The sequence below is a fragment of the Achromobacter sp. ES-001 genome (assembly GCF_019448355.1).
In the GTDB taxonomy this organism is placed as follows: Bacteria; Pseudomonadota; Gammaproteobacteria; order Burkholderiales; family Burkholderiaceae_B; genus Achromobacter; species Achromobacter spanius_B.
Genome location: NZ_CP079940.1, coordinates 5,846,976 through 5,872,751, shown reverse-complemented (window position 1 = coordinate 5,872,751; position 25,776 = coordinate 5,846,976). Strand labels below are relative to the sequence as shown.

Genomic DNA, 25,776 nt, shown 5'->3' with positions numbered 1-25,776 from the left:
TCTCAGCCCAGTGAGGCCGTGTCGCGGTGTCGCCCCAGCCACCATAGCAATGCGACGGACACGGCGATGGCCGCGACGTTGAACTGCATGGCGGTCGCGAATGCGTGGGCGTAGCGTTCGGGCGCGTCGGCGTGGGCATGCGCCTGCAAGGCGCCGCCGAACAGCATGCCCGCTGCCGAGACGCCCAGCGCAGCGCCGACTTGTTGCAAGGTGGACACGACCCCCGCCGCCATGCCGGCATGATGGTCTTGGACCAGGCCCAACACCACGTTGACCAGCGGCGTGTTGACTGCGCCCTGCGCGGCGCCCAGCCACACCAGCGCAGGCACCAGCGACCACGGCGACAGCGCCGCGCCGGCCATGCCCACCTTCACCATCAAGGCCGCGGTGGCCCCGCCGTACAGCAAGGCCGCAACAGCAATGGCCGGCGTGCCAAAGCGGTTCACCAGGCGCGGCGCGGCCATCGACCCCGCAACGAAGCCCACGCTGGCCGGCGCGAAGATCAGGCCCGCCGTCAACGCGTCCAGCCCGAAGCCGGTTTGGACCAACAACGCGTAGCAAAGAAACATGGCGCTGGCGGTGGAGAACACCAGCATCACCAGCAGGCATCCGGCCGCAAAGCCCGGCTGCGCGATCAAGCCCATGTCCAGCAGCGGCGCGCCGCCGCGCGCCTTGACGCTGCGCTGCATGCGCGCGAACGCCAGCAGCACCGCAACGGACGCGGCCCCGCATGCGAAGGTCCACGCAGGCCAATGCCGCGCGGGCCCCTCGATCAAGGCCAGCAGCAGCAAGGCCAGCCCTGCCGCCAGGCACGCGGCCCCGGGCCAGTCCATGGACGCGGCCTGGGCCTCGCGGGATTCAGGTATGTGGCGTGCCAGCGCCCACGCCGCCAGGCCCAGCGGCACGTTGACCAGGAAGACGGTGCGCCATGCAAGGCCCAGGAAATCGGCATGCACGATCCAGCCGCCCAGCACCTGGCCGGCAATCGCGGCCAGCCCCAGCGTCATACCCATCAGGCCGAACGCGCGCCGGCGCGCATGCCCGTCGTAGCTGACGCGTATCAGCGCATAGACCTGCGGAAACAGCAGCGCGGCGGCGGCCCCTTGCAACACGCGCGCGCCGATAAGCGTGTTGGCATCGGGGGCCAGCCCGCATAGGCCCGAGGCCAGCGCAAAGCCCGCCATGCCAAGCCTGAACAAGCGACGGCGACCATGGCGGTCGCCCAGGCGGCTGCCCGCGATCAGCAGCACGCCGAATGCCATTTCGTAGGCGGCGATGATGAAGTTAATCTGCGCGAACGAGGCGGACAGCGTGGTCTGCATGCTGGGAATGGCGACGTTCACCACGAACAGATCGAAGATGGTGATAAAGCCGCCTGACAGCAGCACGCCCAGTCCCAATGGACCCAACGCGCGGGTGTCGGGGCAGGGCGGTGTGGCGCTGGGGGAAGGCAGGGCGTTCGAGGTCATGGGAGTACCGATCAATGGGGATCGGCGCTATTCTGGCCACGCTTTCAGCCTTATACAATTTAGCTGTTTATGCTGTTACTACAGGCAATAGCCACTTCCCATGACCCTAGCTCCCGCCCCGCAACGCCTGGACCGCACCCGCGCCGACCTGGCCGAATTCCTTCGGTCGCGGCGCGAACGATTAAGCCCCACCGACCTTGGCCTGCCCGCCGGCAGCCGGCGCCGCACGCCCGGGTTGCGGCGCGAAGAAGTGGCCGCGCTGGCCGGCGTGGGGCTGGCTTGGTACACGTGGTTTGAACAAGGCCGCAACATCAGCGTGTCCGCGACGTTTCTGGAAAACCTGGCGCGCGTGCTGAAGCTGGACGCCGCCGAACGCCGCCACCTGTACCTGCTTGCCCATCAGCGCCCGCCCGCCGAAGCGGGCCGCACCTGGTGCACGGTGCCGCCGCAGGTGCGACGGCTGATGGACGACCTGCCGACCCGCCCCGCGTACATCCTGAACCTGCGCTGGGACGTGGTGATGTGGAACGCCGCCGCGGACCGCGTGTTCGATTTCTCGGCGCAGCCCACGGGGCGGCGCAACTTGTTGTGGATGTTGTTCGTCGTGCCCGCGATGCGGCGCTTGTTCTCCGACTGGCCGGCGCAGGCGCCCGCAATGCTGTCCACGTTTCGTCGCGACTTTGCCAGTGCAACGGGGGTGCCGGACATCGCCGAACTGGTCGACGAACTGCAAGCCGTATCGCCGGACTTCAACGCGTGGTGGCGCGAGCACGATGTGCACGGCGCCTGCATGGGCCAGCGCCGGCTGCATATCGAATCGCTGGGCGACATCGCCTTCGAGCACACCACGCTGACCGTGGATGAAAGCCGCCACCTGCGCTTGGTGGTCTATGCGGCGGCGCCTGAAGAGCCTAAGGCGGAGCCGTTCGCACTATGGTTGAAGACACGCCACGCAACGTAGAAGTTGACGGCGGGGATTTCTCGGATGTATCGTAAGATCTATATCTTAAGATACATAGTAAGAGGCATTCCATGCGCCATCCCGACTTTCAGACACCCGACAACGGTGGCCATCACCGCCGCCATCATCACCATCCCAAGCACCACCACCATCCCCACCACCACCCCTCGCACCACGCCGCCTCGCGCGGCGATTGGTTTTCCGGCCCGCCAGATGACGGGCGGGGCGACGCCGATGGGTTCGGCGGCGATGGCCGTGGTTTCACACGCGGCCGCCGCGTTTCGGCCGACGATCTGCAACTGATGCTGCTGGGCCTGCTTGAAGAAAATCCCAGCCACGGCTACGAACTGATCAAGGCGTTCGGCGCGCTGAGCAACGGCTTCTACACGCCCAGCCCCGGCATGGTCTACCCGGCGCTGACCTATCTGGAAGAGCTGGGCTACGCCACCGTCGAGCAAGACGGGGCGAAGAAGCGCTACCACCTGGCGGACGCCGGCAAGGCGCATCTGGATGCCAACCGTGAGCGCGTCGCGCTGATGTTCAACCGCTTCAAGCACATCGCCAAAAAAATGGATTGGATGCGCCAGGCCTGGAGCGGCGAGCCGCGCAGCGTGGGCCCGGAAGGCGAGGACGCGCGCACCGGTTGGGTGCCGGAATTTGTAGAGGCGCGCCACGCGATGCGCCGCGCGCTGATGGAGCGCACCGATGCCTCGCCCGCCGAGCAACGCCGCATCGCCGCCATCCTGGCGCGCGCCACCGACGAGATCAACGGCAAGCCCTGTGCTTGATCTTGTCCTTTTCCCGAATCTGGAGTGTTGATGAACCGTAGCGACCTGACCGTGGAGCGCGTGCGCCACACCTTGAAAATGCGCGTCCTGACCGTCGTGCGCGTCGAACCCGTGGCCGGTCTGTTGGCCCGCGTCACGTTCACCGGCGATGACCTGCAAGACTTTGTCTCGGCGTCATTCGACGACCACGTCAAACTGTTCTTTCCGGCCGATCCGACGCAAGCGCCTGCCTTGCCCAGCGTGGGGCCCGATGGCGTGAAGTTTCCCGAAGGCGCGCCCAAGCCCGCCGCGCGGGATTACACGCCGCGCCGTTTCGACGCCGCGCGCCGCGAGCTGGAGATTGAATTCGTGTTGCACGGCGATGGGCCGGCGTGCACCTGGGCGGCACAGGCGCAGCCCGGACAGCAGCTGGGTATCGGCGGCCCGCGTGGGTCGTTCGTGGTGCCCAAGGGGTTCGACTGGCATGTGCTGATTGGCGACGAAACCGCGCTGCCCGCCATCGCCCGCCGCCTGGAAGAACTGCCGGCCGGCGCCGAAGCGATCGTGTTGATCGAAGTGCCGTCGCCCGATAACGAAATGCCGTTGGCCTCGGCCGCGAAAACGTCTGTGCGGTGGCTGCACCGCAACGGCACGCCGGCGGGATACAGCACGCTGCTATTGCAAGCGGCGCGCGAACTGACGTTGCCGGCGGGCGAGGGCTATGTATGGGTGGCCGCCGAGTCCGCCGTGGCCAAGGCCGTGCGCGAGATCATGGTGTCGCAACACGCCATCGACAAATCCCGCATCCGTGCCGCGAGTTATTGGAAGCGTGGCGCGGTCGCGGTGCACGAGTCGCACGAAGACTGATTGCTGCGTGGCGCGGGGGCGGGCGCGCTAGCGTCGCCGCCACGACGCCTTCCCTTAAGGTATCGGGCATCACGCATCGGGTGTTACGCATCCGACGCCCGGCATCGTCCCTTACGCCTCGCGCGCCAGACGCAGCAGGTTCTCCACGCGTCCTCCTGGCCGGTCTTCACGCACCGCCAGCCCCAGCACCGCGCGCGGCCAGTCCAGGGCAAAGGGGCGATACACCACGCCGTCCGGGCGCAGGTGGCGCAACGATGCCGGCACCACCGCCACGCCCATGCCCGCCGCCACCAAATTCACCGCCGATGACAGCTGCGGCGCGCGTTGGCCAATCAACGGATTCAAGCCATGCTGGCGGCACGCCGCCATGATGTCCGCGCTAAGCCCATAGCCCGATTTGCGCGAATACAGGATGAAGCGTTCCTGCGCCAGATCCTTCGGCGCCAGCCGCTTGCGGCGCGCCAGCGCATGCCCCAATGGCAAGGCCACCACCAGCGGTTCTTCGGTCAGCTGCGTGAACGCAAGCCCACCATCAAGCGCAAACGGCGGCCTCACGAACGCGGCATCGATCGCGCCTTCGCGCAGCTGCGCCACCAGCGTTTCGCTATCGCCTTGCGACAGCGTCATGTCCACGTCGGGATAGCGCTGGCGATACTGGCGTATTACTTCCGTCACCACACCGTTGAACGACGCCGACTCGGTAAACCCCAAGGCCAATTCCCCGACCTCGCCCCGCGCGGCGCGTTGGGCCGTCTGCACCGCCGCGTCGGTGCGCCGCAGAATGTCTTGCGCACAGGTAAGAAAGGCGCGACCCGCGTCGTTCAACACCACGCCGCGCCCCGTGCGGTCAAACAGCGGCGTGCCGACCTCGTGTTCCAGCTGGCGGATCTGCTGGCTTAACGGCGGCTGCGCCATGCCCAGTATTTCAGCGGCGCGGGTGAAGTGCTGCGCCTCGGCCGTCACCACGAAATAACGCAGATGACGCAATTCCATATCGATACCTTTTATGTACTGATTATCAACATTCCATATATTGGACATTCTATTCGCGCAGGCCGATCATGCGGACATTGCCCCACCGATCAAGGACTTCCATGACGCGCTCCGCGACCCCCTGCCTGACACCCGGCGCCCTGCTGCGCCAGCAACTGGCCCACGACATCGTGGTTGCGCCCGGCGCCTACGACGGACTCTCGGCGCGCCTCGTCGCCGCGGCGGGCTTTGGCGCCGTGTATGCCAGCGGGGGCGCCATCGCCCGCGCGGCGGGATATCCGGACATCGGCCTGCTGAGCTTTACAGAAGTGATGGACCGCGTGGAAAAGATCGTCGACGCCAGTGGGCTGCCGGTGGTGGCGGACGCGGACACCGGCTTTGGCGGGTCCGCGAATGTGGAGCGCACCGTGCGCATCATGGAGCGCGCGGGCGTGGCCGCGTTTCATATCGAAGACCAGTCGTTTCCCAAGCGTTGCGGGCACCTGGACGACAAAAGCCTGGTGGACGCCGACGAGATGTGCCGCAAGGTGCACATTGCCCGGCAGACCTTGAGCGACGCCGACACGCTGGTGATTGCGCGCACGGACGCCATCGCGGTGGAAGGGTTTGATGCCGCGATCGCGCGCGCCGAGCGCTACCTGAAAGCCGGGGCTGACATGATCTTCGTGGAAGCGCCCGAAACGCTGGAGCAGATCCGCGCCATTGCCGACCGCCTGCCCGGCTTGAAGCTCATCAACATGTTCTACGGTGGCAAGACGCCGCTGGTGCCGTTGCCCGATCTGGCGGCGATGGGCTATCGCCTGGCCATCATTCCGTCGGACTTGCAACGCGCGGCCATCCACGCCATGCAGGCCACGCTGGCGGCCATCAAGCAAACGGGCGACAGCAGCGCGCTGGCCGATCGCCTGACCAGCTTCAAGGAACGCGAGGCCATCGTGCAGACCGCGCGTTATCTGGCGTTGGACGCACAGTAAGCGTCCAACGCCCGCGCCGCCAACCGCCTGCGGGCCAAGGCGTGGTGCTCTAGCCCTAACGGTCTAACGGTCTAACGGTCTAACGGTCTAACGGTCTAACGGTCTAACGGTCTAACGGTCTAACGGTCTAACGGTCTAACGGTCTAACGGTCCGGTCTACCGGTCGCAGCGCGCCGGCATCGTGTTCGGCCACAAGCGTTGCCCCGCGCTGCCGTACAGCGTGCGCACGCCGCACACCATCTGCACGCGGGCCAGCGCGCGGCCGGCCGGGTCGATGATTTCCGACGCCTCGGTCGTGGACACCACCGCGCGCTGGTTCAGGAACGGCGTCACCGCGCTGTAGTCGGGCGCGATCACGAATTCGCCGTGGCGGTCGACAAAGCCGAAGTTCATATCGGCCAGGGCCGGGGCCAGGCCGTCCCGCAGCGTGCCCAACGCGTTGAATGCCGGGCCGGTAAGCGCGCCCTTGGCGTCCAGCGCACGCATCGCCCGCGTGGACAGCAGCGACACCGCCTGGCCTTCCGAAAACGCGGACGTTGCGCCTTCGGCCGTCAACCGCGTCTTGCCGCCGGGTTCGACATAGTCGGTGCGCAACCGGCCATTGACCTCGTAGTGCCGCAGCAAAAGCGGCGAGCCTTGCGGCCAATCCCATTCGCCGGCGGGCAGTGTCGCCACCGTCTTGCCCGCTGTATCGATCAGCCGGGTGCCGCTGTCATCGGCGGCCAGCGCGCGCGCGGGCGCGCCCTGGAAGATCGACGTGACGCCGGCGCGAGGCGCGATCTGCCATTGGCCTTGATCGTTCAGATAGCCATAGCGGGGCGCGCGGCGAATTTCCAGCCAGTCGCCAAGCCGGGTGTACAGCGCGTCTTCCAGGTCCAGCGCATGGGTGCCATCTGCTGAAAAAACCCAGCGGCGCTGATCGCTGTCGGCCGTCACGCTGCCGTCTTGCGCACGGCCGATTTGCAGCCGGCTGATAAAGGGCGTCAGCGCGCGGCCCTGGTCGTTGAACAGCGCAACGGGACGGGCGTAGTCCTCGTCCTGGCCGCCGGCCTGCATCACCTTCCACAGCTTGTCGTTGACGCGCTCGACGCCATGATGACGCGCGGGCACGATCCACTTGCCTTGCAGGTCGATCACGCCCACGCGGCCCGCGCCCAGCGACGCGCCGGCCTGTCCGTGCTGGAACACGCCGATCTCCTGGAACGCCGGCGCGGCCAATTCCTTGCCCGCCACAAAGTCGTACAGGCCCCACGGAGCATCGGCGCTGGCGGTCTTCACATAGCGCATGACGCCCGGCGCCACCACCTGTGAATCGAACACGCCGGCGGGCAGGTCGTACTGCTTGCCCGCGCGATCGATCATCTTGTTCACGCCCTTGGCGTACACCAGCGCGTAGCCGTTGTTGAAGGCGCCGATGTGTTGCTGGGGCGGCAGGTCCATCACGCGCCCCTGCGCGTCCAGCAGACGGATGCCGTCCGCGGTGGTCGCGGCGTAGCGCAGTTGATCTGCCTTGAGGGCCTCGTCCAAGAGCGGCGCATCGCCGCCCCGCTCGTCGTCTGCGTCCAGCGGTGTCAGGCTCGTCCACGCGGCATCGGTGACGAGGCTGCCGTCGGCCAGCAGCAAGCCGGCGCCTGCCGGGCCGCACTGGCAATGCGACTGGCCCAGCATGCCCAACGGCGCGCCCGGCACGTTGACGGACAGTGCCTTCAATTCCATGTTCCGCGTGGCTTCGACGGCTTCGGGCTTGAGTAACGCGTGTCCGTCGGCGTCCACGATATTGAGCAGCGCGCGTTCCTGGCTCTTGATCCACAGGCGGCCCTGGCGGACTTCCATGTCGCCGGCATCCGCCAGCCATGCGGGCGCCGATTCGCCGTGCAGCCACGCGCCCTTGGGCGTCAGCAGGCCCACGCCCGTCTCGCCTCTGAACAGCACGAAGCCTTCTTCATTGATGCTGGGCGTCAGGCCCGCGCCCAGCGTCAGCGGCTTGTCCTGGCCGGGCACCAGCGCCATGAGCGTCTCGCCCGAGGGGTACACGATCGTGTCGTGAAAGCGCTGCGAGGCATGCGCTTGCTCCGAGGTCAGGGTGGCGACCAGCTGGCCGGCGGCGTCCAGCAGCGCATAGCCCTTGCGACCGGCCAGCTGCGCGCTCCAGAATTTGCGCCCCACGGGGCCCATCGATTCGTAGTGCTGGTCCGCGCCGATCACCTTGCCGTCCGTACCCAGCAGCACCACGCCGTCGGGGCCATCGGCCACCGCCAGCCTGCCGTCGCGGTCGGTGGAAATGTCGTGGTACACGGGCTCGACCACCCAGTTCCAATCGCGGTCCACCAGGCCCTGGCGATACTCGCCGTCAGTGGCGATGTACAGGTCCGGGCCATAGGCTTGCTTGACCGCCACGCCGGGCGCGGCGAAGCGGCGTTCGCCGGTGGGCGAGCGGTATTCCGGCTTGAAGGCCACGGCCGCGCGCGCGGGCAGGCCGTCAGCCAGCTCCAGGCTGTCGATGCCGGCGTCCAGCGGATCGCCGACCGGTTCGCCCTGGCGGTTGATGAACAGGTGCCGGCCGTCCAGCGTGGCCACGGCCAGGCCGATTTGGGCAAAGTCGCCCACGCTGTCGTAGCGCGGCGCCACGGCCATGCGGCCTTGCGGGTTGATGAAGCCCCATTTGCCTTGCCACTTTACGGCGGCCAGGCCGTGGCGGAAGTCGCGCACGGATTCAAAAATCGGGCGGATCGCCAGACGGCCGTTCTGGTCCAGAAAGCCCCAGGCATGGCGGCGCAAGGACTCGTCCGACGGCACGCGGCGCATGGGTTCCAGCGCCGACGGCAGCAGCACGGCAGCGCGTCCGTCCGCCATATTGCGGATGCAGCCGTTGGTGTAGGGCGTGTGATTGGAAATGTCGTCGACGGCGGCGTCGTTGCGCGCGCGGGCTTCGTCGACGCAGAACACATGGCCCGTCTGCGCCTGCGCGGACAGGGATGCGCCCAGCGCGGCCAGCGCGCAGGCGATACGGGTGGTGCGGATCACGCGTGACGTCATGGTCATTCTGCTTTGGCGGAGTCTAGGGCGGGGGGATCGATGCGCTTGGCATCGGAGCAGGTCAGGGCTTCGCGCGGCCAGCTCTGGTTTTCTTCCGCGTCAAAAATCACGATCTGGTCGCACAACACCCCAAAGGTGGTGGTGGTCTTGCCGCGTGGGTCGATGAATTCGACCAGGTGGTCGTGAAACACCATCGCGCGTTCGTCCTGGAAGTCTTGCGCCCAGTTGTAGGCGGGCGGGATGGCGTAGCGGCCGCTCAGGTCGATGAACCCATACAGCTTGCCGGTGCGGTCCAGGCGTTGCGCCCGTGCCAGGCCGTGTTTCAACGGGCCCAGCACGCTGAAGTGCGCGCCCACGACGCGCTTGCCCGCCGCGTCCAGGAAGCCGTACTTGCCGTAGTTCTCGCTGTACGGCACCACGCCTTCGCTGGCGTGGCGGTATTCCACCGGATAGCGGCCGGACAGGCGCGCCACTTCGCGGCCTTGCAGGTCCGTCAACACCGTGGTGGACGAGCTGTCGTCGGTGAACAGCACGCGCCGCATGGACGCCAGCGGGAAGCCGTCGCCGCGCTTTTCCAGCACGGTCTTGCCCTGCTGGTCGATGACGCGATAGCCGGACCCCTGGTTGACGCGCGCCAGGCCCTCGGGCTGCACGAAGAAGGGGTTGAATTCGCCATACAGCGCGGGCACTTGCAGGTTGCCGCGCGCGTCGATGGCGCCTTCGCGTTCGTCCTGGCGCACGATCAGCCATTCACCGTGCTGCTCTTTGCTTTCGGGACGGCCGTCGGAAATCTTGGTGGCACGGCCTTGCGCGTCAAACAGCACGGCGCTGCCGTCGGCCAGTTGACCGATGTAGCGGCCTTCGGCCAGCTTGTCGGGCTTGCCGTAGATGATGTCGCTGTGCTTGCCGGTGCGCAGGTTGACCATGCGGTACGGGCTGTCGCCGTAGCGGCCGGCCAGGCCCTTGCCTTCGGGTTCGCTCACCAGCATGACGCCGTTGCCCAGATATTCCATGCCGTAGGCACTGTCGTGCTTGGCCGGCACGACCCACTGGCCCTGGCGGTTGACGACGCCCCATCGGTCCTTGTCCTGGACGCGGACCCAGTCGTCGTCGAATTCCTCGATGCGTTCGTAGTCGGGCTTCAGGGCGGGCGCGTTCAAGCGCACGTTCCACAGGCCCCAACGGCGCTCGCGGTTATCGTCGGCCGCGCGGTAGACCAGCAGATCGCCGTCCAGGTCGGAGGCTGCCGCACCCACCTCGTCCGGCACGCGCGTGGGTTTGCCCTGCGCATCGATCAGGATGGCGTCGCGGCGCAGCATGTCGGGCGTGCGTGCCCAGGTGTAGGGGCCGTTGAACGGCCGCAATTCGCTGTATTCCGGGGGCACCGCCCATTTGCCCTGGCCGTCGATGGCGCCCACCTTGTCGCCCTTGGCGCGCACCACCAGCGGCATCGTCACGTTATAGGTGTCGATGTTTTCCCATTGCGGGTTCGACACGATCTTGCCGGTGGCGGTCAGGATGGCCAGCGGCCGGTCGCCGTTGAGGGCGCGCAGCAGCGCCAGCGGCATGGTCGCGTTGCCCGGCGTGCGCGGGGCGGTCTTGCGAGGTGAAAACTCGCTGACGTCATAGCCGCGCAGGCGCTGGGCAGTGTCTGAATCCAGCAAAGGTTTACCGTCGGCCGCGTAGACCTGCACCAGCGACCCATCGGCGCTGGCGACCGTAGCCGAGTACGAGGCGGCGTCGTCCGAGCTGATGGTGTCGGCCACTTCGGCCCCGGCCGCGGCTTGATCCGCGCCAACGGTTTCCGCGACGTCGGTGACGACGGTGGCGGTGTCGGCTGCGGTGGTATCGACCGCCGCGGTGCCGACCGCCGCGGTGTCGACCGCCGCGGTACCGACCGCCGCCACCGCGTCCGCGCCGGGCTTGGACGCGTCGGAGGCTCCTGCCGCAGCGGCGGCCGCATTGTCCGCCGCATCCACCGCTACTGCGTCGGCCGCGATATCGACGTTACCGTCCGAGGCTTCCACGGCAACCGGCGCGGCTTCCTTTGCGGCGTCGCTTGCTGCTGCGTCGCCCGCTGCGGCGCCGCCGGCGCCATCCGCGCGCGGCACGCCAGCGGCCGGCATGCCATAGACCCACGCGCGGCCTTGCACGATGTCGACGCGGCCGTCGCGTATCGCCAGCTTCTGCATCGTTCCGGCGGGGCTGATCAACAGCGTGGTCGATGCGTCGGACAGATAGCGCCAGCCATCGCGCTGCTGCACACCCATGTACGACGTGGTGAACGCATGCGTCGGCTTGAGGCGGCCGTCCAGCAACGTCGACTTGCCGTCTTCCGTGGCCACCAGCCACACGCCGGGCGCGAGCCATTGCACGCGTTCGTAGGCGGCGGACGAAATGGCTTCACCGCGCGGGTTCACGAACGTCCACTTTTCATCGCGGCGTACGGCTACGACGTCGCCGTCGCGCATGGGTGCTTCGCGCGAACGCAGTACCTGCGGCGTCACGGCCCAGCGGCCCTGCGCGTCCAGCAGGCCCCACCACCCGGAATAGCGCGACCCTCGTACCTGCGCGGGCAGGTAACCGGCCGACGGCGCGGCCAGCATCATCACGCCTTCGGGCAGCTCGGCGGCCGCGCCCGTCGTGGTGTTGATCAGGCGCGGCGGCGTGGGCATTTCTATCGATGCCAGCTTCTGGCCGGGCATGAAACCCCATGTGCGCGTGCCCAGTGGAAAGGTCTTGACGACCTTGCCCTGACGGTCGATCAGGACGTCCCGCTCGTCTTCTTCAACCAGCGCGGTGCCTTCGGCATTGAACCCCGTGGCGTTGGTATAGCGCGGCTTGATAACCCACTGGCCCTTCGTGTCGATATAGCCCCACAGTTCGCCTTGGCTGGCGGCAGCCACGCCGTTCTGGAACGGCATGACGTACCGATAGGCAGGCGCGATGGCCATGCGTCCTTGCTTGTCGATATAGCCCCAGGCGCCGGCCTCGTCGCTGCGCGATCCCGTCAGCACGGCCGCCAGCCCTTCGCTGAAAGGCTGATGGCAGACCGGGTCCGAGCCCTGTCCGTAGTAAGAGGTGGTGCACTGGTCCAGCCAGGACTCCGCGCGCGCGGTCACGGGCAGTGTCGGCAGGGCCAAGGCCAGGGCCAGGGCCAGCGGCTTGATCGCGGCGCGCATCATGCGAAGGCGCGGACAAGCGCCGCGAAAAAGGGGAAGCCAAGCCGGACGTGCCACATGGTCGGGGTGCCTTGCCAAAATATGCGAAGGCAGCACTGTAACCAGCAGTAGCAGGCAATGAAGGGGTAAATGTAACGATAGAAAACGAAGCGTTAACGGGTGGCAATCCCATGGCCATTCGGTGGCAAGTCGGTGCCGTGTCGGCGGCGGTTCGCCTTGGCCTTGATTTCCCGGTTGTAGGGTTGTGCGCTAGACCGGCCGGTGCTGTGTGCCCGCGCCCATGGTGATGTGCAACATGCGACAGGGTTCCATCACCTTGACGGTATGCCAGGCGCCCTTCGGTATGACATAGGCATCGTCGGCCAGCATCTTTACCACTTGCACGCCGGTGGGCCATTCCAGATGCAGCTCGGCCGCGCCCGCCATCAGGCGGACGATCTCGTCGGCTTCGGGGTGCATCTCCCATTGCGGCCAGTCCTTGGTGAAGGTGTATTCCGACACCAGCCAGCCACGGCCGAAACGGTCCAGCTCGTCAGGCGACTGCGACCAGAACGCGTCGCCGCCGTTCACGGTTGTCGCGGTGCCGGCGGCATCCAGCAAGACGTAATGCGATGACAAATTGGTAGTCATGTGGGGCGTCCTTGGTAGCGGGGCGGGGCAGGAAGACAAGGTAGTGCAAAACAGCGTTGATCGGCCATGGTACCCAGCTGGGCCAGATCTGGCTCGATCAGGCCAAATCTGACCCGCTGCAACGCGTTGATCTATAAGCCTTTATTTTCTGGCGAGCCAGTTCTGGCCCGTATCGCCCCGGAAAAGCCGAGAAACCACGGGCAACAAGGGGGAAGCGGCGCGTCGTACTTATCGCAAATTCATCCCAAGTCTTTGATTCCATTGCGAATAGTTTTTTAATTCACGCCTTGGCATGGATGTTGCATTAGCCCTACGTAGCGCCTCCTTCGGGAGGCATCCGGCCACCATGGCCACCCACTACGACGACTTAGGAATCGACATGCCTACTCCCGCCTATATCAGCATTTCCGGCAAAACCCAGGGCAACATCACCGAAGGCGCCTTCACCGCGGATTCGGTCGGCAACGTGTACGTCGAAGGCCACGAAGACCAGATCCTGGTCCAGGAAATCGAACACCGCGTCAACACCCCGACCGACCCGCAAAGCGGCCAGCCTTCGGGCCAGCGCGTGCACAAGCCGTTCATCTTCACCAGCGCGCTGAACAAGGCCACGCCCTTGCTGTATCACGCGCTGGCCTCGGGCGAAATGCTGCCCGAAGTTGAAGTGAAGTGGTATCGCACGTCCATCGACGGCAAGCAGGAACACTTCTTCACGACGGCGCTGGAAGACGCCACCATCGTGGACATCACGAGTGTGCTGCCGCACGCGCAAGACCCCAGCAAATCGGACTTCACGCAGTTGATCAAGGTAGCCATGGCGTACCGCAAGATCACGTGGACGCACGAAATTGCCGGCACCGAAGCGTCGGACGACTGGCGCAAACCGCTGGAAAGCTAAGCAGGTCGCCGCGATGGCGCGTCGGCGCACCGGCGCATCGGCGCACCGGTGCGTCATCGCGGCTTGGTTTCACTGAAGGCGCGCTGCGCCTTTTTTTGGTCATCGCGTAGCGTTTATCATGTGGCCCAACAGCAACCATCACGGGAAAGGCGATGAGCCAGGGGTTCGAGGGCGTCCGGCCCGCGTCGGAATCGTCCATCGAGATCGGCTTCTACTACGACGGCCGGCATTGCGTGGAACGCATCCGCGTCAAGCCCACGGCCGCCAACCTGAAACGCGCCGCCGACCGGCGCGCCGCGATCATCGAAGCCATCGCGCGCGGCAATTTCGATTACGCCGCTGAATTTCCCAAACGCGGCACGCCGCCCAAGCCAACACAGGGTTCCGCATGACAAGCAACACGCAGTTGGAAGTCAATGACCTGACGCCGCAAGCGTTCACGCCTTATGGCTGGATGCTGGGCAAGCCGATTCCGGACGGCAACGGGGTGCCGCTGTTCTCGAACGCCGCCACGGACTTCTGGCAGGAACATGTCTTCAACACGGGCGCGGGCGGCGACGCCGAAGTGCTGTGGGTAAATTACCGAAGCCGCGCGACCGACATCGCCAGCCTGGAAAAGCACCTGCTGACGCAACAGGCCATCGTGCCGCTGACCGGCACGATCATCCAGGTGGTGGCCAGCAGCAATGCCGACGGCAGCCCCGACCTGACGACGCTGGCCGCCTTTCTTGTGCCGCAAGGGCAGGGCATTTGCATGCGGCCGGGCTGCTGGCATGCAACCCGCGTGGTCGATGCCGAGGTGACCTGCCTGATGCTGACGCGCCGGTCCACTACGCTGGACCTGATCCAGCACCTGAGCACCGATGCCCGCGCGACCGAAAGCGCCATCGTGGCAATTGCCACGCATCAGCTTGAAGACGTGGCGGAACGCGAGCAGGCCGTGGATGCCTGAGCGCTGACGGTCGGCCGGCCCGCCCGGCCTGCGCGGCCCGGCCTGACGCGGCCCGGCTGACGTGGCCCGACCTGACGCGGCCCGACCTGCGTGGCCCGACGCTGATTCAATCCGCCTCGCCGCACGCTACGCCCAGCCGCTTGAACAGCGGCCATTTGTTGCGATAGCCGTCCGACCAGATCATCGACGCGTAAGCCACGAAGGGCGCGTGCACGGTCTGTACCAAGACCTGTGTGGCAGCGGCATCTTCCTTCGGGCAAAAGGCCTGGCCCACGGTTGGGTACAAATCGCCCTCCCATATCGCGTGGCCGCAATGCTCGCAAAAATTGGTCCATTGACCCTGGCCGTCCGGGTCCGGGCGTAGCGCCGGGGCCGCCTGGCGCAAGTGCGCCGCCACGTCCGCCGCCAATATTCCCACTTGCGAGATCAGCGCCGGGCCGGGTACGCGTTGCCAGGTTGGCGGGCTGAACAGCCAATCGTGAAACACGCCCGGGTCCAGGCCCCGGCTCTCGCCATCGTCGTCCAACTCGGTCTCGGCCTCTGTGCTTTCGTGCCCCGCCGGCAACGCCAGCGCGTAAACCGGGGTGGCGTGCCGGCAGTGGCGGCAGGCGTGCGTTGCCCGCAGAACGAAGTACGACGATGCGCGCACGTTGGCGTCAATGGTCAAGGGGGCGTCGGGGTGTGTCGGGGTGGTGGGCATGCAAGGGATGGTTGTTGCGGTGTGGGAGGGGGCTGACCGCGCTGTGGCCGCGGTTGGCCGAGCCTTCTTGATTGACGGGAAATATGCCAGAATCCCCCGGGAATTGCAGTCCTTGCCCGCGACGCTGCCGCCAACAGGGCGTTGCCAACATCAGAATGTGTTGGAGCAAATGTATGCGTGATCGCCAGAGTAGCACCGGCCTGACGTCTCCGGCCCGGCACCCCGTTTTGGGCGGACTTGCCATCTTGATGCTGGCCGCTGGCGTAGCCGGGTGCAGCTTCACGTCTCCGGACGAGGCAACGGGTTCGCAGTCCGTCGGCATTCACGGCGTCACCGCGCAGCAGGCGCGCAGCATCGCCAGCGAAGCGTATCTGTACGGCACACCCATGGTCGCCAGCTACCAGACCCTGTACGCCTTCAACCTGGACAAGACCAACCCCCAGTACAAGGGGCCGCCCAACACCATCATCAACATCGCGCGCGTCTTCACGCCCGACGACACCGCGTTCGTCACGCCGAATTCCGATACGCCGTATTCCTTCGCGATGCTGGACCTGCGCGCCGAACCCGTGGTCATCAGCGTGCCGCCCATGGAAAAGCGGCGGTACTTCGTCCTGCAATTGATGGACCTGTACACGTATAACTTCGCCTATATCGGCAGCCGCGAAACCGGCAACGGCGGCGGTCACTTCCTGGTGGCGGGGCCGCGCTGGCAGGGCAAGACGCCCAAGGGCATCACGCGGGTCATCAAGTCGGAAACCGAACTGGTCAACCTGGTGGGGCGCACGCAGCTGTTCAATCCGGCCGACCTGGACAACGTCAAGCGCATCCAGGCGCGCTACAAGGTGCAGCCGCTGTCCGCGTACACGCGCACCGCGCCGCCGCCCGCGCCGGCCCCGATCGACTGGATTGCTCCCGTGCCGCCGCACGAGATGCGCACCTCGCTTGAGTTCTATCACCAGCTGGCCTTCCTGCTTCAGTTTGCCCCCACGCACCCCACCGAAAAATGGTTGCGCGAACGCCTGGCAAGCATCGGCATCAAGCCGGGTCAGCCGTACCCGGTCGACAAGCTGGACCCGCGCCTGCGCCGCGCCCTGCAAGAGGGCATGCACACCGCGCAGAACGACATCGACAAGAACCGCGCGGCGCTGGCCGGCAAGACCGATACGCTGTTTGGCGATCGCGCCAAGCTCAAGAACGATTACCTGTCGCGCGCTACCGGCACGCAGATCGGCATCGGCGCCAATAGCCGCGAAGAAGCGCTGTACCCCGTGCTTGAAAAAGACAGCCGTGGGCAAGAGCTGGACGGCAGGTACGCCTACACCATGCGCTTCGCGCCGCGCAGCCTGCCGCCCGTCAACGCATTCTGGTCCATGACCCTGTATCGCCTGCCCGAGCAATTGCTGGCGCCCAATCCGCTGGGCCGCTACCTGATCAATTCCTCCATGCTGCCGTCGCTGAAAAAAGACGCGGATGGCGGGGTCACCATTCACATCCAGGCGCAGTCCCCAGGCAAGGGCCGCGAATCAAATTGGCTGCCGGCGCCGGACGGCCCGTTCATGGTGACGATGCGCTATTACTGGCCCAAGCCGGCGCTGTTGGACGGCAAGTGGGTCACACCGGAAATCGAACGCGTGGCGCGCTAGCGGCATGAAGCGCAACTTCAACATCCACGATCTGCGCATCTTCTACACGGTTGTCATGACGGCTCGACGCGCCAGGCCGCGCAGGTCATGAGCCTGACGCAGCCGGCGATCGGCCACGCCGGCGCAGATGCCGTAACTGCCCAACTCCACCGCCAGCGATCGCGTCAACCCGACCACGCCCCATTTGGACGCGGCATAGGGCGTGCGCAAAGGCACCGCTCAGATCCACGGGCAGGGCGGTCAAGTCTTGCGGGGTCATGCGGGTTCCCTGGAAGGCGTTATGGGTTTGCCCGTATGCGTCGTTGCGTCACTGCGTCATTGCGTCATCGGATCATTGCGTCATCAAGCGGCACTTGGATTCCTTCGGCGAGGTATAGATCTCATCACCCGGAATCTTCGCGACCAGCTTGTAATAGTCCCAAGGCCCCTTCGATTCGGCCGGCTTTTTCACCTGCATCAAATACATGTCGTGCACCAGCAGGCCGTCAGCGCGCACCGTCGCGTTCTTCACAAAGAAATCGTTTACCGGGTTGCTCTTGACCCACTTCATGATGGCTTCGCCGTCCGTCGTGCCGGTGGCTTTCACCGCGTTCAAGTAGGTGGTGGTGACCGAGTAATCGCCCGCTTGCAGCATCGACGGCTTCTTCTTCATGCGCTCTTCAAAGCGCGCGGCCCATTTGCGGGATGCGTCGTCCTGGTCCCAGTACCAGGCGGTGGTCAGGTACATGTCTTGCCCGGCGGCCAGGCCCAGCGCGTGGATGTCAGTGATCAGCACCAGCAGGCCGGCAATTTTCATCTTCGGCGTCAGGCCGAATTCGGCGGCGGCCTTCACGGCGTTGCTGGTGTCGGCGGCCGAGTTGGCCAGGCCCAGCACCGTGGCGCCCGACGCCTGCGCCTGCAAGATGTAGGAAGAGAAATCCGATGTGTTCAGCGGATGGCGCACACGGCCCTTTACCTGGCCGCCGTTTGCCTGCACCACGGCCGACGCATCGCGCTCCAGCGCGTGGCCAAAGGCGTGGTCCACCGTCAGGAAGTACCAGTCCTTGTTGCCTTCTTTAAGCATCGCGCGCGCCGTGCCGCGCGACAGCGACACCGTGTCGTAAACGTAGTGCACCGTGTACGGCGTGCATTGCGCATTGGTCAGTTCCGAGGCGCCCGCGCTGACCACGAAAAACGGCGTCTTCTTTTCTTCGGCCACCTTTGCCATGGCCAGCGCGGCGGCGGAATTGGCGCCCGCGATCAGCATGTCCACGCCTTTCTGATCCAGCCATTCGCGCGCGCGAGACGACGCAATGTCGGCCCGGTTTTGATGGTCGGCAACCAGCACTTCGATCTTCTTGCCGGCCACTTCGCCGCCCATGTCCGCCACCGCCATCTTGATGGCTTCGGCCCCGCCCGGGCCGTCGGCATCGGCCGACAGGCCCGACATATCGGTGATGAAGCCGATGCGGATCACGCCGTCATCGGCCACGGCCGCGCCGCCAAAGGCCAGCAGTGCCGACGCTACCGCCGCGTTCAAGGTTTTTTTCATGATTTGTCTCCCGCCTTGGGGTTTTGGTTTGGATGCCATGCCGTCGTCAGAACGCGACGTTGTTCCTGAATTTTTTCATGGGACTTGGACGTGTAATGTTTTATCGTGGCCCCGGCTGTCTCCTCCGGGTGCGGCCCATTCTGTCGCACGGATCCGGCCTTGTCACGTGAACAGAAATTATCAACTGATACGGTTTCCGGTGCTGCGGCGCAGCGTGATCTTGATGTCATCCACGCGGTCAGGCGCGACCCCCCTGAAATACAATCTGCCGCTATGTCCCGCCGCCCACCGACCGACCCCCAATCTTCCGGCCCTGCCGGCCCGCGCTACGTTCTTGCCGTGGACCTGGGCGGCACCCGCTTCCGGGCCGCGCTGGTGGATGAGGCGGGAGGCATCGCCCACGCCTGCGCCATCGACAGCCCGGCGGCCACCGGCATCCAAGCCAGCTGGGACGAGATCGATGCCGACGAGTGGTGGCGCGGGCTGCAAGTGCTGTCCGACACCCTGGCGCGGCAGGCGGGCGCCGACTTTGACGCCATCGCCGCCCTCGCGATCTGCGGCGTCACCCGCACGCAGGTATTCGTGGATGCCCTGGGCGCGCCCGTGCGTCCCGCCATCACATGGCGCGACACGCGCACGGCGGGGGACGTGGCGCAATGGCTGGCCGCGATGCCCGCCGACCACCCCGAGGCCCCGCAGATCAACGCGTTTCACCCGTGGGCGCGCGTGGCCTGGCTGCTGCGCGTCGAACCGCAACATGCCGCACGCGTGCGTGTCGTGCTGGAACCGAAGGACTACCTGAACTTCCGCCTGACCGGCCATGCCGCCAGCGACACCGTGTCCATGGCCAGACTGGCGGCGGCGGCGCGGCCGCAAGGCCCGGCCCCCGACCTGCTGACTGCCGTCGGCGCCGATCCCGGCTGGGTGCCGCCTTTGCTCGACCCCCTTGCCATCGTCGGCCCGGTACAACCCGGCCTGCCGGGTTCGCTGGCCCGTCTGGCCGGCCGCGGCGTGGTCGCCTGCTCGAACGACACCTGGGCCGCCGTGGCCGGGTTGGGGGCGTTGCGGCCCGGCTACGCTTACAACATCTCGGGCACTACCGAAGTCTTTGGCGCGGTCGGCGCCGAGCCGGTGCTGGCCGAGGGGCTGATGACGGTGAACTGGGGCAACGGCAACCACCAGATCGGCGGACCGGGCCAGAACGGCGCCGACACCATCGCCTGGCTGTTGCCCTTGCTGGGCGGGGTGGCCCGGTTTGGCGACTCGCGGGCCGGCGACATGTCCGCCGTCAGCCACGCCACGAACGCCTTGCTTAACGCGCCGCGCGACCCGCAGCCCGCACTGTTCCTGCCCTACCTTCAAGGCGAGCGCGTGCCTTACTGGGACCCCCAATTGCGCGGCGCCTTCATCGGCCTGAACCGCCGGCACGGCCCCGGCGACCTGGCATGGGCGGTGCTGGAAGGCGTGGCCTTCTTGAACCGCACGGTGTTGCAACGCGCCGAAGCCGCACTGGGTAAGCCGGTTGCAGAAATCCGCTTCGGTGGCGGCGCGGCGTCCAACCCGCACTGGTGCCAGGTCAAGGCCGATATCTGCGAACGCCCCGTCGTGGTGGGGCAGGCGGACCAGCCGGGCGTCATCGGCGCGGCGGCTGCCGCCTGGGCCGCGCTTGGCCGCTACGGCAGCTTCGCGCAAGCCCAGGCCACCCTGGCACGCCCCGCGCACCGCTACGATCCCGACGCCACCCGACGCAACGCCTATCACCGGTTGTATGCGCAATTTCGCGCTGCCGAAGCCGCCTTGACGCCGGTCTCGCACGCCTTGGCCTCACTGCGCCTGCCGTAAAAACCCTAAGTGCGACGACGCCGCAAAGCCGCCCTGCGCAGGGCGGCCCGGGTATAAACTGCTACGCGATCAGGGCGCGTACGCCCGGCAGGCGGTGGATAACCCTTGCACTACAACAAATACCAACGCAGCAAGGGTTGAGTCGATGCGCGGCATCCTGGAAAAGTACGGCACGGCAATCGCGGGATTGGTCCTGGTGGGCTTCTTCGCAATCGCCGCCCCTAATTTCGCGGCGCCTAACAACCTGTTGAACATTGCCAAGGAAACCAGCTTCCTGGCCATCATCGCCATCGGCTTCACGCTGGCGCTGGTGACGGCAGAACTGGACTTGTCGGTGGCCGACGTCGCCAGCCTGGCCGCCGTCGTCACCGGTGCGCTGGTCCATACCGGGCAACCGGTGATCGTCGCGATTGCGGCGGGCCTGGGCGTCGGCCTGCTGTGCGGCCTGGCCAACGGCATCGCGGTGACGCGGTTGCGCGTGCCATCGCTGATCGCCACGCTGGGCATGGCCGCCATGGCGCGCGGCTTCGCCTTCATGCTGACCGACGGCGTGTCGTACGTAGGCCGCTGGCCCACTGCCTTTACCGACCTGGCTCGCGCCAAGCCCTTCGGCATCCCGGCGCTGGTGCTGTGGATGTTGGGCATCGTGCTGGTCGCGTATTTCCTCATCAAGTGGACGCGCACCGGCGCACGCATGACGGCCACGGGCGAGGCCGGCGAATCCGCGCGCCTGGCCGGCATCAACATCCGCGCCATGAAAAGCATCGGGCTGGCGTTGTCCGGCCTGTGCGCCGGCGTCGCCGCCGTGCTGCTGACATCCAGCCTGTCGTCCGCCGCGCCCAACATGGCCGGCGACTACTTCCTGTATGCCATCGCCGCCGTGCTGCTGGGCATGACGATGTTCAACCCCGGCCACGCCAACATCGGCGGCACGCTGGTGGCCGCGTTGATCCTGAAGGTGCTGGGCAACGGCCTGGTGCTGATGGGCGCGCCGTACTACGTGCAGGACATCGTGCTGGGATTCATCATGATTGCATCCGTCGCGGTGTCATCGGCCGTGCTGAAGAAAGCGGCTTTCAAATTCTGATCCGAAGGGGAAACCATCATGAAGACATTGATCAAGCGCACGTTGCTGGCGGGCGCCTTCGCCGCGCAAGCGTTGGCCGCCAGCGCCGCCCACGCCTTTGACGTCGGCATCGTCGCGTTTCAGATGTCGTCCGAGACGCACGCCCGCGTGGCCAATGCCGCCGCCCAGGCCGCGCGCGCCAAGGGCTGGACGGTCACGCAACTGAACGCCGAGGGCTCGTTGCCCAAGCTGGCCGAACAGCTGGACACGCTGGTCAACAAGAAGGTCGATGCCATCGTCGTGGCGATGGGCAAGCCGGTGGAAACCGACGCGCAGTTGCAGGCCGCCAAAGAGAAAGGCATTCCGGTGGTGGGCGTGATGTCCGGCGCCAGCCCGCACATGCTGTTCGACGTGGAAGTCAACGAATACGCCACGGGCGCGCAGTCGGTCTTGTACCTGCTGGGCAAGATGGGCTATCAGGGCAACATTTTGTCGGCGCGCTTTGATGGCAACTCGGGCACGCGCATTCGCGGCAAGATGCTGGACGCGGTGCTGACGGAGAACACCGCCGTCAAGGATCTGGCCAAGTTCAGCATGGCCCGCACGCAAAGCTGGCGCGACGATGTGCGCAACGGCATGCAGGCGCTGTTCCTGCGCCATCAAGGTCAGTTCAAGGGCGTGTGGGCATCGTTTGACGGGCAAGCCTACGTCATCGACGACCTGCTGCAATCGCAAGGCATGAAGAAGGGCGACATCACGCTGGTGTCGGTGGACGGCGGGCCCGAAACCTATCGCCGCATCGCCGACCCCAACAGCCTGATCACCGCCACGATGATGATTCCGTTCGAACAGCTGGGCACCAGCGCCATCGAATCCATCGACCGCATCGTGGTCAAGAAAGAGCCCAAGGAAACGGTGGCCTCCGGGCCATACCTGTTCATGGATTCGGTGTTGGTCGATGCGTCCAACGTGCAGAAGTTCTTGCAGCCGGGGGCGAAGTGAATGGGGTAGGAGCATGACGCCAGTGACTCCCATCACCGCCGCCTTGTCGCTACGCCAGATCCGCAAATCGTACGGCGCGGTCGAGGCCCTGAAAGGCGTGGACCTGGATGTGCCCGAAGGCAAGGTCATGGCCATTTGCGGCGACAACGGCGCGGGCAAATCCACGCTGATCCGCATCATCTCGGGTGCGCAGGAACCCACGGGCGGCGAACTCAGCCTGAACGGCCGCGCCGTCGCCTTCCGCTCGCCGCACGATGCGTTGGTCCAGGGCATCGCCACCATCTACCAGGACCTGGCCCTGGCGCCGCGCCTGTCCATCTGGGAAAACGTCTTCATGGGGGCCGAGCTGGTCCGCCGCGTCGGCCCGCTGCGCGTGCTGGACAAGCGCCGCATGGCCGAGCAGGCGCGCGGCTATCTCCAGCGCCTGTCGGTGCCCATCGACGACATGGACCGCCCCGTTGAACGCATGTCGGGCGGCCAACGCCAGGCCGTCGCCATCGCCCGCGCCCTGCGCTGGGACGCGCGCGTCGTCATCATGGACGAGCCCACCGCCGCCCTGGGCGTCAAGGAAACCGCCTTGGTCCTGAACCTGGTGCGCAAGCTGCGCGAAGAAGGGCGCACGGTGATCCTGATCAGCCACAACATGGCCGACGTCGTCGCCCTGGCAGACCGCGTCGCCATCCTGAAAGGCGGCATCAAGGTGATCGAACGCGACATCGCCGGCCTGGACGCCGACGCCCTGGCGCATCGGGTGATGACGGGTAAAGATTGATTCTGGCGGGCGTGCCCGCATTTGCGCCTGACGCATAAAAAAAGCCGCCGCCGGGTTTTCCCCTGGCGGCGGCTTTTTATCGTGCAGCGGCGGGACTTAGTCCTGGCGGCTGGTCACTTCAACCAGGTGATAACCGAACTGCGTCTTCACCGGACCTTGCACCACGCCGACCGGGGCGCTGAACACGACGGTATCGAATTCCTTGACCATCTGGCCTGGGCCAAACGTGCCCAGGTTGCCACCGTCACGGCTCGACGGGCAGCTGGAGTTTTCCTTGGCGACTTGAGCAAAGTCAGCGCCGTTTTCAATGGCGGTCTTGAGTTCGTTGCACTTGGCTTCGGTGGAAACGAGGATGTGACGGGCGGAGGCTTGTGCCATGTGGAGGCTCCTTGCGGAATAGATTGGGGAGGGGAGAGTAACGCATTCGGCGAGGCAGTGCTGCTCACGGAAAAGTAACACACCGCTGTTGCAAACTAAGCCCCTTCCAAGTCGTCCCGATAATTTCGGATTGTTATAAATTGGAGCGTAGGTGTTCTTGCGATGGAACCAATTGGCGTGCCCTGCTTGAAGCCTAGGTTCGAGTTTTCACCTGGGGCACAGCAGCTGCATGCTCGCGTGGTTTGTACTCAACGAGAGGCGATTTAACGAGCGAAAATTTCATATTTCTTCGGCGAGTTGGCGGAGTAGCTTTCCCGGGCGTGCGATTTGCCATGTAGGTAAATCTTTGGAGGCGATAGTCGACGAAATTCCCAACATTTTGTCCGGCCACGCGGCGTCAAACTGAATGTGGTCGTCCGCGTCTGTGCGTTCTGCATGACCTACCACCGGGGGAAGCCATCCGCAATGGCGGGCGATTTCAAGTACCGGACGTATGGCGGTGTCTGCATGCTTTAAAGCGCTCTCCCACGTGGACTTCATCAAGGCTTGCTCGCGTCTCAACTTCTGGATCGTGCCCATCTCTACGGCATTTATGAAGATGTGGCCATGTGCCGGCTGCTTTCTATGACAATCTTTGCAAAGCGGACGGAGGTTTTCGGCCCGATTGTCATTTTTAACGCCATTTACATGGTGCACATGCAATAGCCCTTGATGGCGTACTAACGATACAGAACATTCATCGCATCGAAAATCAGCCTCAGATCTGACTCGCTGCGACAGGTCTCGCCAATCTGGCGTATAGGTAGCGCTGTTCTCTTTTCCGGAAAAGTCGGATGGCAGAGTGGCGAAACGGGTGCTATAGGTTTCAAAAAACTCAAGCAATGAAAATTGATCTCTAATTTCTCGGCGTTGTTCCGATGTGCTGATGAGTGATGAGCGATAGTTCAGTCGCTTCATGCAATGTAGGCAAACTTGAAGTTTCGCGTCTCCAGAAATCTCAGATCGGGTGACTGGATCGATACCAGCTATTCGAAACAAACCCGACGTCCCCTGGCTGACTACATAGCGATCGAAGCGGTTTTGTGTTCGCATTTTCTCCAATGTTTCGCATTCGGCGACGTGGAATCGATTTCCCTTTGAAGCGTCTTGGAGAGCGCTACCAATGCGAAACCCGTGGTCTCGAATGTAGAGAATTACTTGGTGGCCTTTATAGACGAGAAGTCCGTCTTCGACGTCAAGGTCATCAAGATCGATTTCTATGCCCTGCTTAAGTCTAGTGGCTATTTGACGCCATCCGTCGGATGGTGATTCTAACGAAAATATCTTGCTAGAAGAGAAAGCTGCCGTAATTCGCTCAAGAGCGGAAAAATCAACGTCTAATTGCATCAATTTTTTCATTACGGCCTATCGTTAATGATGCGTTTTATTTGGGTGGCCGAGTCTGAGATGACTCTGAAAGAAACCCGTCTGGATCTTTGAGGGTCTTCCACTCCGTCAGCGTCTTGCACCGGACGCGCGGATGAGAAGCCGACTGCCCCAATTTTTCCCCTTATCCACTCGCGTTCCACGTCTGACCTCGCAAGCGAGTGGACATATTGCAAGACCTCACGCGTGCGCGATTGCGAGAGTGCCATGTTGAGAAAATACGCCGTCTCTACAGGTGTGCCCGGCGCCCAGTCGCTGCTTGTGTGGCCTTCAATACGTATTTCGTCGATTTTTCCTTGATATCTAGAAATTACAGACAGATAGCGTGGGAAAAATGTATTGAGTACGTCTTTGAACGGGCGTCGGAGGTCGGCCCTCCCGGAGATGAATAAAACGTCGGGGTTGAGAAATCTGACCTCCAACGTTTCCCTGTCGATTTCAGCTCCCCAGTCTTGAAGGTCCGCCGCAAATTCCACCTGCAGGTCGTTGTAGATGCTTACTTGCGTCTCACGATAAGCCATAGCGATTTCCTTGATGCGATCACGCTCAACGCGTACAAAGTGCATCATCGCTATCGACACGAAGAGGAACACTATCATTAGCCCCGACATAAGATCAGAGATGCTCATCCAGTGTTCGCTGTCGTCTGGGACGACACGCCTGGAGCCGAAAAACTTCTCCACTG

General features: G+C 64.9%; 22 protein-coding genes and 1 pseudogene. 12 read left to right on the top strand and 11 right to left on the bottom strand.

Translation table 11 applies throughout. The features are described from left to right. Positions 1-2: 2 nt before the first annotated feature. A complete protein-coding gene (locus tag KYT87_RS26515) occupies positions 3-1,469 on the bottom strand; it encodes an MFS transporter (RefSeq protein WP_219991255.1) in 1,467 nt (488 codons plus the stop codon). Between the two features lie 100 nt (positions 1,470-1,569). Between KYT87_RS26515 and KYT87_RS26510 the strand changes: the two genes are divergently transcribed. The 3 genes from KYT87_RS26510 (at position 1,570) to KYT87_RS26500 (ending at position 4,064) form a co-directional block, all read left to right on the top strand. Further along, entirely contained in the window at positions 1,570-2,430 is an 861-nt protein-coding gene (locus KYT87_RS26510; protein WP_104141745.1) for a helix-turn-helix transcriptional regulator, read from the top strand. A gap of 71 nt (positions 2,431-2,501) precedes the next feature. Then, positions 2,502-3,218, top strand: coding sequence for a PadR family transcriptional regulator (locus KYT87_RS26505; RefSeq protein ID WP_185975413.1), 717 nt, complete (start codon positions 2,502-2,504; stop codon positions 3,216-3,218). A gap of 30 nt (positions 3,219-3,248) precedes the next feature. Next, positions 3,249-4,064 carry a siderophore-interacting protein gene (locus tag KYT87_RS26500; RefSeq protein WP_219991254.1) on the top strand — a complete coding sequence of 272 codons (816 nt, stop codon included), beginning with the start codon at positions 3,249-3,251 and terminating at the stop codon, positions 4,062-4,064. A gap of 111 nt (positions 4,065-4,175) precedes the next feature. On the opposite strand, the gene KYT87_RS26495 is transcribed toward KYT87_RS26500, so the two are convergent. Further along, positions 4,176-5,057 carry a LysR family transcriptional regulator gene (locus KYT87_RS26495; protein ID WP_046803325.1) on the bottom strand — a complete coding sequence of 294 codons (882 nt, stop codon included), beginning with the start codon at positions 5,055-5,057 and terminating at the stop codon, positions 4,176-4,178. Between the two features lie 101 nt (positions 5,058-5,158). On the opposite strand from KYT87_RS26495, the gene KYT87_RS26490 reads away from it, so the two are divergent. Next, a complete protein-coding gene (locus KYT87_RS26490; RefSeq protein WP_219991253.1) occupies positions 5,159-6,031 on the top strand; it encodes an oxaloacetate decarboxylase in 873 nt (290 codons plus the stop codon). 156 nt (positions 6,032-6,187) lie between these two features. On the opposite strand, the gene KYT87_RS26485 is transcribed toward KYT87_RS26490, so the two are convergent. The 3 genes from KYT87_RS26485 to KYT87_RS26475 all read right to left on the bottom strand — a co-directional run bounded on the left by KYT87_RS26485 (position 6,188) and on the right by KYT87_RS26475 (position 12,879). Further along, entirely contained in the window at positions 6,188-9,067 is a 2,880-nt protein-coding gene (locus KYT87_RS26485) for a WG repeat-containing protein (RefSeq protein ID WP_219991252.1), read from the bottom strand. Positions 9,068-9,069: 2 nt separating this feature from the next. Next, positions 9,070-12,252, bottom strand: a complete 3,183-nt coding sequence (locus KYT87_RS26480) for a WG repeat-containing protein (RefSeq protein ID WP_219991251.1) — start codon at positions 12,250-12,252, stop codon at positions 9,070-9,072. A gap of 246 nt (positions 12,253-12,498) precedes the next feature. Continuing rightward, entirely contained in the window at positions 12,499-12,879 is a 381-nt protein-coding gene (locus KYT87_RS26475; protein ID WP_120157092.1) for a cupin domain-containing protein, read from the bottom strand. Positions 12,880-13,258: 379 nt separating this feature from the next. Here KYT87_RS26475 and KYT87_RS26470 point away from each other — a divergent pair, with 379 nt between their 5' ends. The 3 genes from KYT87_RS26470 (at position 13,259) to KYT87_RS26460 (ending at position 14,729) form a co-directional block, all read left to right on the top strand. Continuing rightward, on the top strand, positions 13,259-13,777 hold the full coding sequence (locus KYT87_RS26470) for an Hcp family type VI secretion system effector (RefSeq protein ID WP_046803329.1): 519 nt from the start codon (positions 13,259-13,261) through the stop codon (positions 13,775-13,777). A gap of 152 nt (positions 13,778-13,929) precedes the next feature. Next, positions 13,930-14,169 (top strand): Arm DNA-binding domain-containing protein, encoded by a 240-nt coding sequence (locus tag KYT87_RS26465; RefSeq protein ID WP_046803330.1) that lies wholly within the window; start codon positions 13,930-13,932, stop codon positions 14,167-14,169. Then, entirely contained in the window at positions 14,166-14,729 is a 564-nt protein-coding gene (locus tag KYT87_RS26460; protein WP_046803331.1) for an ureidoglycolate lyase, read from the top strand. Before KYT87_RS26465 ends, KYT87_RS26460 begins: the two co-directional genes overlap by 4 nt. Before the next feature lie 106 nt (positions 14,730-14,835). On the opposite strand, the gene KYT87_RS26455 is transcribed toward KYT87_RS26460, so the two are convergent. Next, positions 14,836-15,429 carry a hypothetical protein gene (locus KYT87_RS26455; RefSeq protein WP_219991250.1) on the bottom strand — a complete coding sequence of 198 codons (594 nt, stop codon included), beginning with the start codon at positions 15,427-15,429 and terminating at the stop codon, positions 14,836-14,838. Positions 15,430-15,602: 173 nt separating this feature from the next. Here KYT87_RS26455 and KYT87_RS26450 point away from each other — a divergent pair, with 173 nt between their 5' ends. Then, positions 15,603-17,075: a DUF1254 domain-containing protein gene (locus KYT87_RS26450; RefSeq protein WP_219991249.1), complete on the top strand. Its 1,473-nt coding sequence runs from the start codon at positions 15,603-15,605 to the stop codon at positions 17,073-17,075. Between the two features lie 126 nt (positions 17,076-17,201). Here the strand turns inward: KYT87_RS26450 and KYT87_RS26445 are convergent. Together KYT87_RS26445 and KYT87_RS26440 are read right to left on the bottom strand one after the other, a co-directional pair. Beyond that, positions 17,202-17,288: pseudogene (locus KYT87_RS26445) on the bottom strand (SDR family NAD(P)-dependent oxidoreductase); the annotation flags it as partial. A 118-nt stretch (positions 17,289-17,406) separates the two neighbouring features. Further along, positions 17,407-18,606: an ABC transporter substrate-binding protein gene (locus KYT87_RS26440; protein ID WP_046807234.1), complete on the bottom strand. Its 1,200-nt coding sequence runs from the start codon at positions 18,604-18,606 to the stop codon at positions 17,407-17,409. A gap of 273 nt (positions 18,607-18,879) precedes the next feature. On the opposite strand from KYT87_RS26440, the gene KYT87_RS26435 reads away from it, so the two are divergent. The 4 genes from KYT87_RS26435 (at position 18,880) to KYT87_RS26420 (ending at position 23,288) form a co-directional block, all read left to right on the top strand. Next, entirely contained in the window at positions 18,880-20,448 is a 1,569-nt protein-coding gene (locus tag KYT87_RS26435) for an FGGY-family carbohydrate kinase (protein WP_219991248.1), read from the top strand. Between the two features lie 145 nt (positions 20,449-20,593). Beyond that, positions 20,594-21,535 (top strand): ABC transporter permease, encoded by a 942-nt coding sequence (locus KYT87_RS26430; RefSeq protein ID WP_104141759.1) that lies wholly within the window; start codon positions 20,594-20,596, stop codon positions 21,533-21,535. Positions 21,536-21,553: 18 nt separating this feature from the next. Continuing rightward, positions 21,554-22,516, top strand: coding sequence for a substrate-binding domain-containing protein (locus KYT87_RS26425; protein WP_104141760.1), 963 nt, complete (start codon positions 21,554-21,556; stop codon positions 22,514-22,516). Between the two features lie 13 nt (positions 22,517-22,529). Beyond that, a complete protein-coding gene (locus KYT87_RS26420; protein ID WP_223264675.1) occupies positions 22,530-23,288 on the top strand; it encodes an ATP-binding cassette domain-containing protein in 759 nt (252 codons plus the stop codon). Between the two features lie 96 nt (positions 23,289-23,384). On the opposite strand, the gene KYT87_RS26415 is transcribed toward KYT87_RS26420, so the two are convergent. The 3 genes from KYT87_RS26415 to KYT87_RS26405 form a co-directional block, all read right to left on the bottom strand. Further along, positions 23,385-23,666 carry a peptidylprolyl isomerase gene (locus tag KYT87_RS26415; protein ID WP_006215953.1) on the bottom strand — a complete coding sequence of 94 codons (282 nt, stop codon included), beginning with the start codon at positions 23,664-23,666 and terminating at the stop codon, positions 23,385-23,387. 279 nt (positions 23,667-23,945) lie between these two features. After that, entirely contained in the window at positions 23,946-25,064 is a 1,119-nt protein-coding gene (locus KYT87_RS26410) for an HNH endonuclease (protein WP_219991247.1), read from the bottom strand. Further along, complete coding sequence (locus KYT87_RS26405) at positions 25,064-25,774, bottom strand: OmpA family protein (protein WP_219991246.1); 711 nt, start codon at positions 25,772-25,774, stop codon at positions 25,064-25,066. The genes KYT87_RS26410 and KYT87_RS26405 overlap by 1 nt, the downstream gene beginning before the upstream one ends. Positions 25,775-25,776: the final 2 nt, after the last annotated feature.

Excerpts from the sequence above, each read along its gene's own strand:
- KYT87_RS26515 (WP_219991255.1), bottom strand. The coding sequence starts at position 1,469 with ATGACCTCGAACGCCCTGCCTTCCCCCAGCGCCACACCGCCCTGCCCC.
- KYT87_RS26510 (WP_104141745.1), top strand. The coding sequence starts at position 1,570 with ATGACCCTAGCTCCCGCCCCGCAACGCCTGGACCGCACCCGCGCCGAC.
- KYT87_RS26505 (WP_185975413.1), top strand. The coding sequence starts at position 2,502 with ATGCGCCATCCCGACTTTCAGACACCCGACAACGGTGGCCATCACCGC.
- KYT87_RS26500 (WP_219991254.1), top strand. The coding sequence starts at position 3,249 with ATGAACCGTAGCGACCTGACCGTGGAGCGCGTGCGCCACACCTTGAAA.
- KYT87_RS26495 (WP_046803325.1), bottom strand. The coding sequence starts at position 5,057 with ATGGAATTGCGTCATCTGCGTTATTTCGTGGTGACGGCCGAGGCGCAG.
- KYT87_RS26490 (WP_219991253.1), top strand. The coding sequence starts at position 5,159 with ATGACGCGCTCCGCGACCCCCTGCCTGACACCCGGCGCCCTGCTGCGC.
- KYT87_RS26485 (WP_219991252.1), bottom strand. The coding sequence starts at position 9,067 with ATGACGTCACGCGTGATCCGCACCACCCGTATCGCCTGCGCGCTGGCC.
- KYT87_RS26480 (WP_219991251.1), bottom strand. The coding sequence starts at position 12,252 with ATGATGCGCGCCGCGATCAAGCCGCTGGCCCTGGCCCTGGCCTTGGCC.
- KYT87_RS26475 (WP_120157092.1), bottom strand. The coding sequence starts at position 12,879 with ATGACTACCAATTTGTCATCGCATTACGTCTTGCTGGATGCCGCCGGC.
- KYT87_RS26470 (WP_046803329.1), top strand. The coding sequence starts at position 13,259 with ATGCCTACTCCCGCCTATATCAGCATTTCCGGCAAAACCCAGGGCAAC.
- KYT87_RS26465 (WP_046803330.1), top strand. The coding sequence starts at position 13,930 with ATGAGCCAGGGGTTCGAGGGCGTCCGGCCCGCGTCGGAATCGTCCATC.
- KYT87_RS26460 (WP_046803331.1), top strand. The coding sequence starts at position 14,166 with ATGACAAGCAACACGCAGTTGGAAGTCAATGACCTGACGCCGCAAGCG.
- KYT87_RS26455 (WP_219991250.1), bottom strand. The coding sequence starts at position 15,429 with ATGCCCACCACCCCGACACACCCCGACGCCCCCTTGACCATTGACGCC.
- KYT87_RS26450 (WP_219991249.1), top strand. The coding sequence starts at position 15,603 with ATGCGTGATCGCCAGAGTAGCACCGGCCTGACGTCTCCGGCCCGGCAC.
- KYT87_RS26440 (WP_046807234.1), bottom strand. The coding sequence starts at position 18,606 with ATGAAAAAAACCTTGAACGCGGCGGTAGCGTCGGCACTGCTGGCCTTT.
- KYT87_RS26435 (WP_219991248.1), top strand. The coding sequence starts at position 18,880 with ATGTCCCGCCGCCCACCGACCGACCCCCAATCTTCCGGCCCTGCCGGC.
- KYT87_RS26430 (WP_104141759.1), top strand. The coding sequence starts at position 20,594 with ATGCGCGGCATCCTGGAAAAGTACGGCACGGCAATCGCGGGATTGGTC.
- KYT87_RS26425 (WP_104141760.1), top strand. The coding sequence starts at position 21,554 with ATGAAGACATTGATCAAGCGCACGTTGCTGGCGGGCGCCTTCGCCGCG.
- KYT87_RS26420 (WP_223264675.1), top strand. The coding sequence starts at position 22,530 with ATGACGCCAGTGACTCCCATCACCGCCGCCTTGTCGCTACGCCAGATC.
- KYT87_RS26415 (WP_006215953.1), bottom strand. The coding sequence starts at position 23,666 with ATGGCACAAGCCTCCGCCCGTCACATCCTCGTTTCCACCGAAGCCAAG.
- KYT87_RS26410 (WP_219991247.1), bottom strand. The coding sequence starts at position 25,064 with ATGAAAAAATTGATGCAATTAGACGTTGATTTTTCCGCTCTTGAGCGA.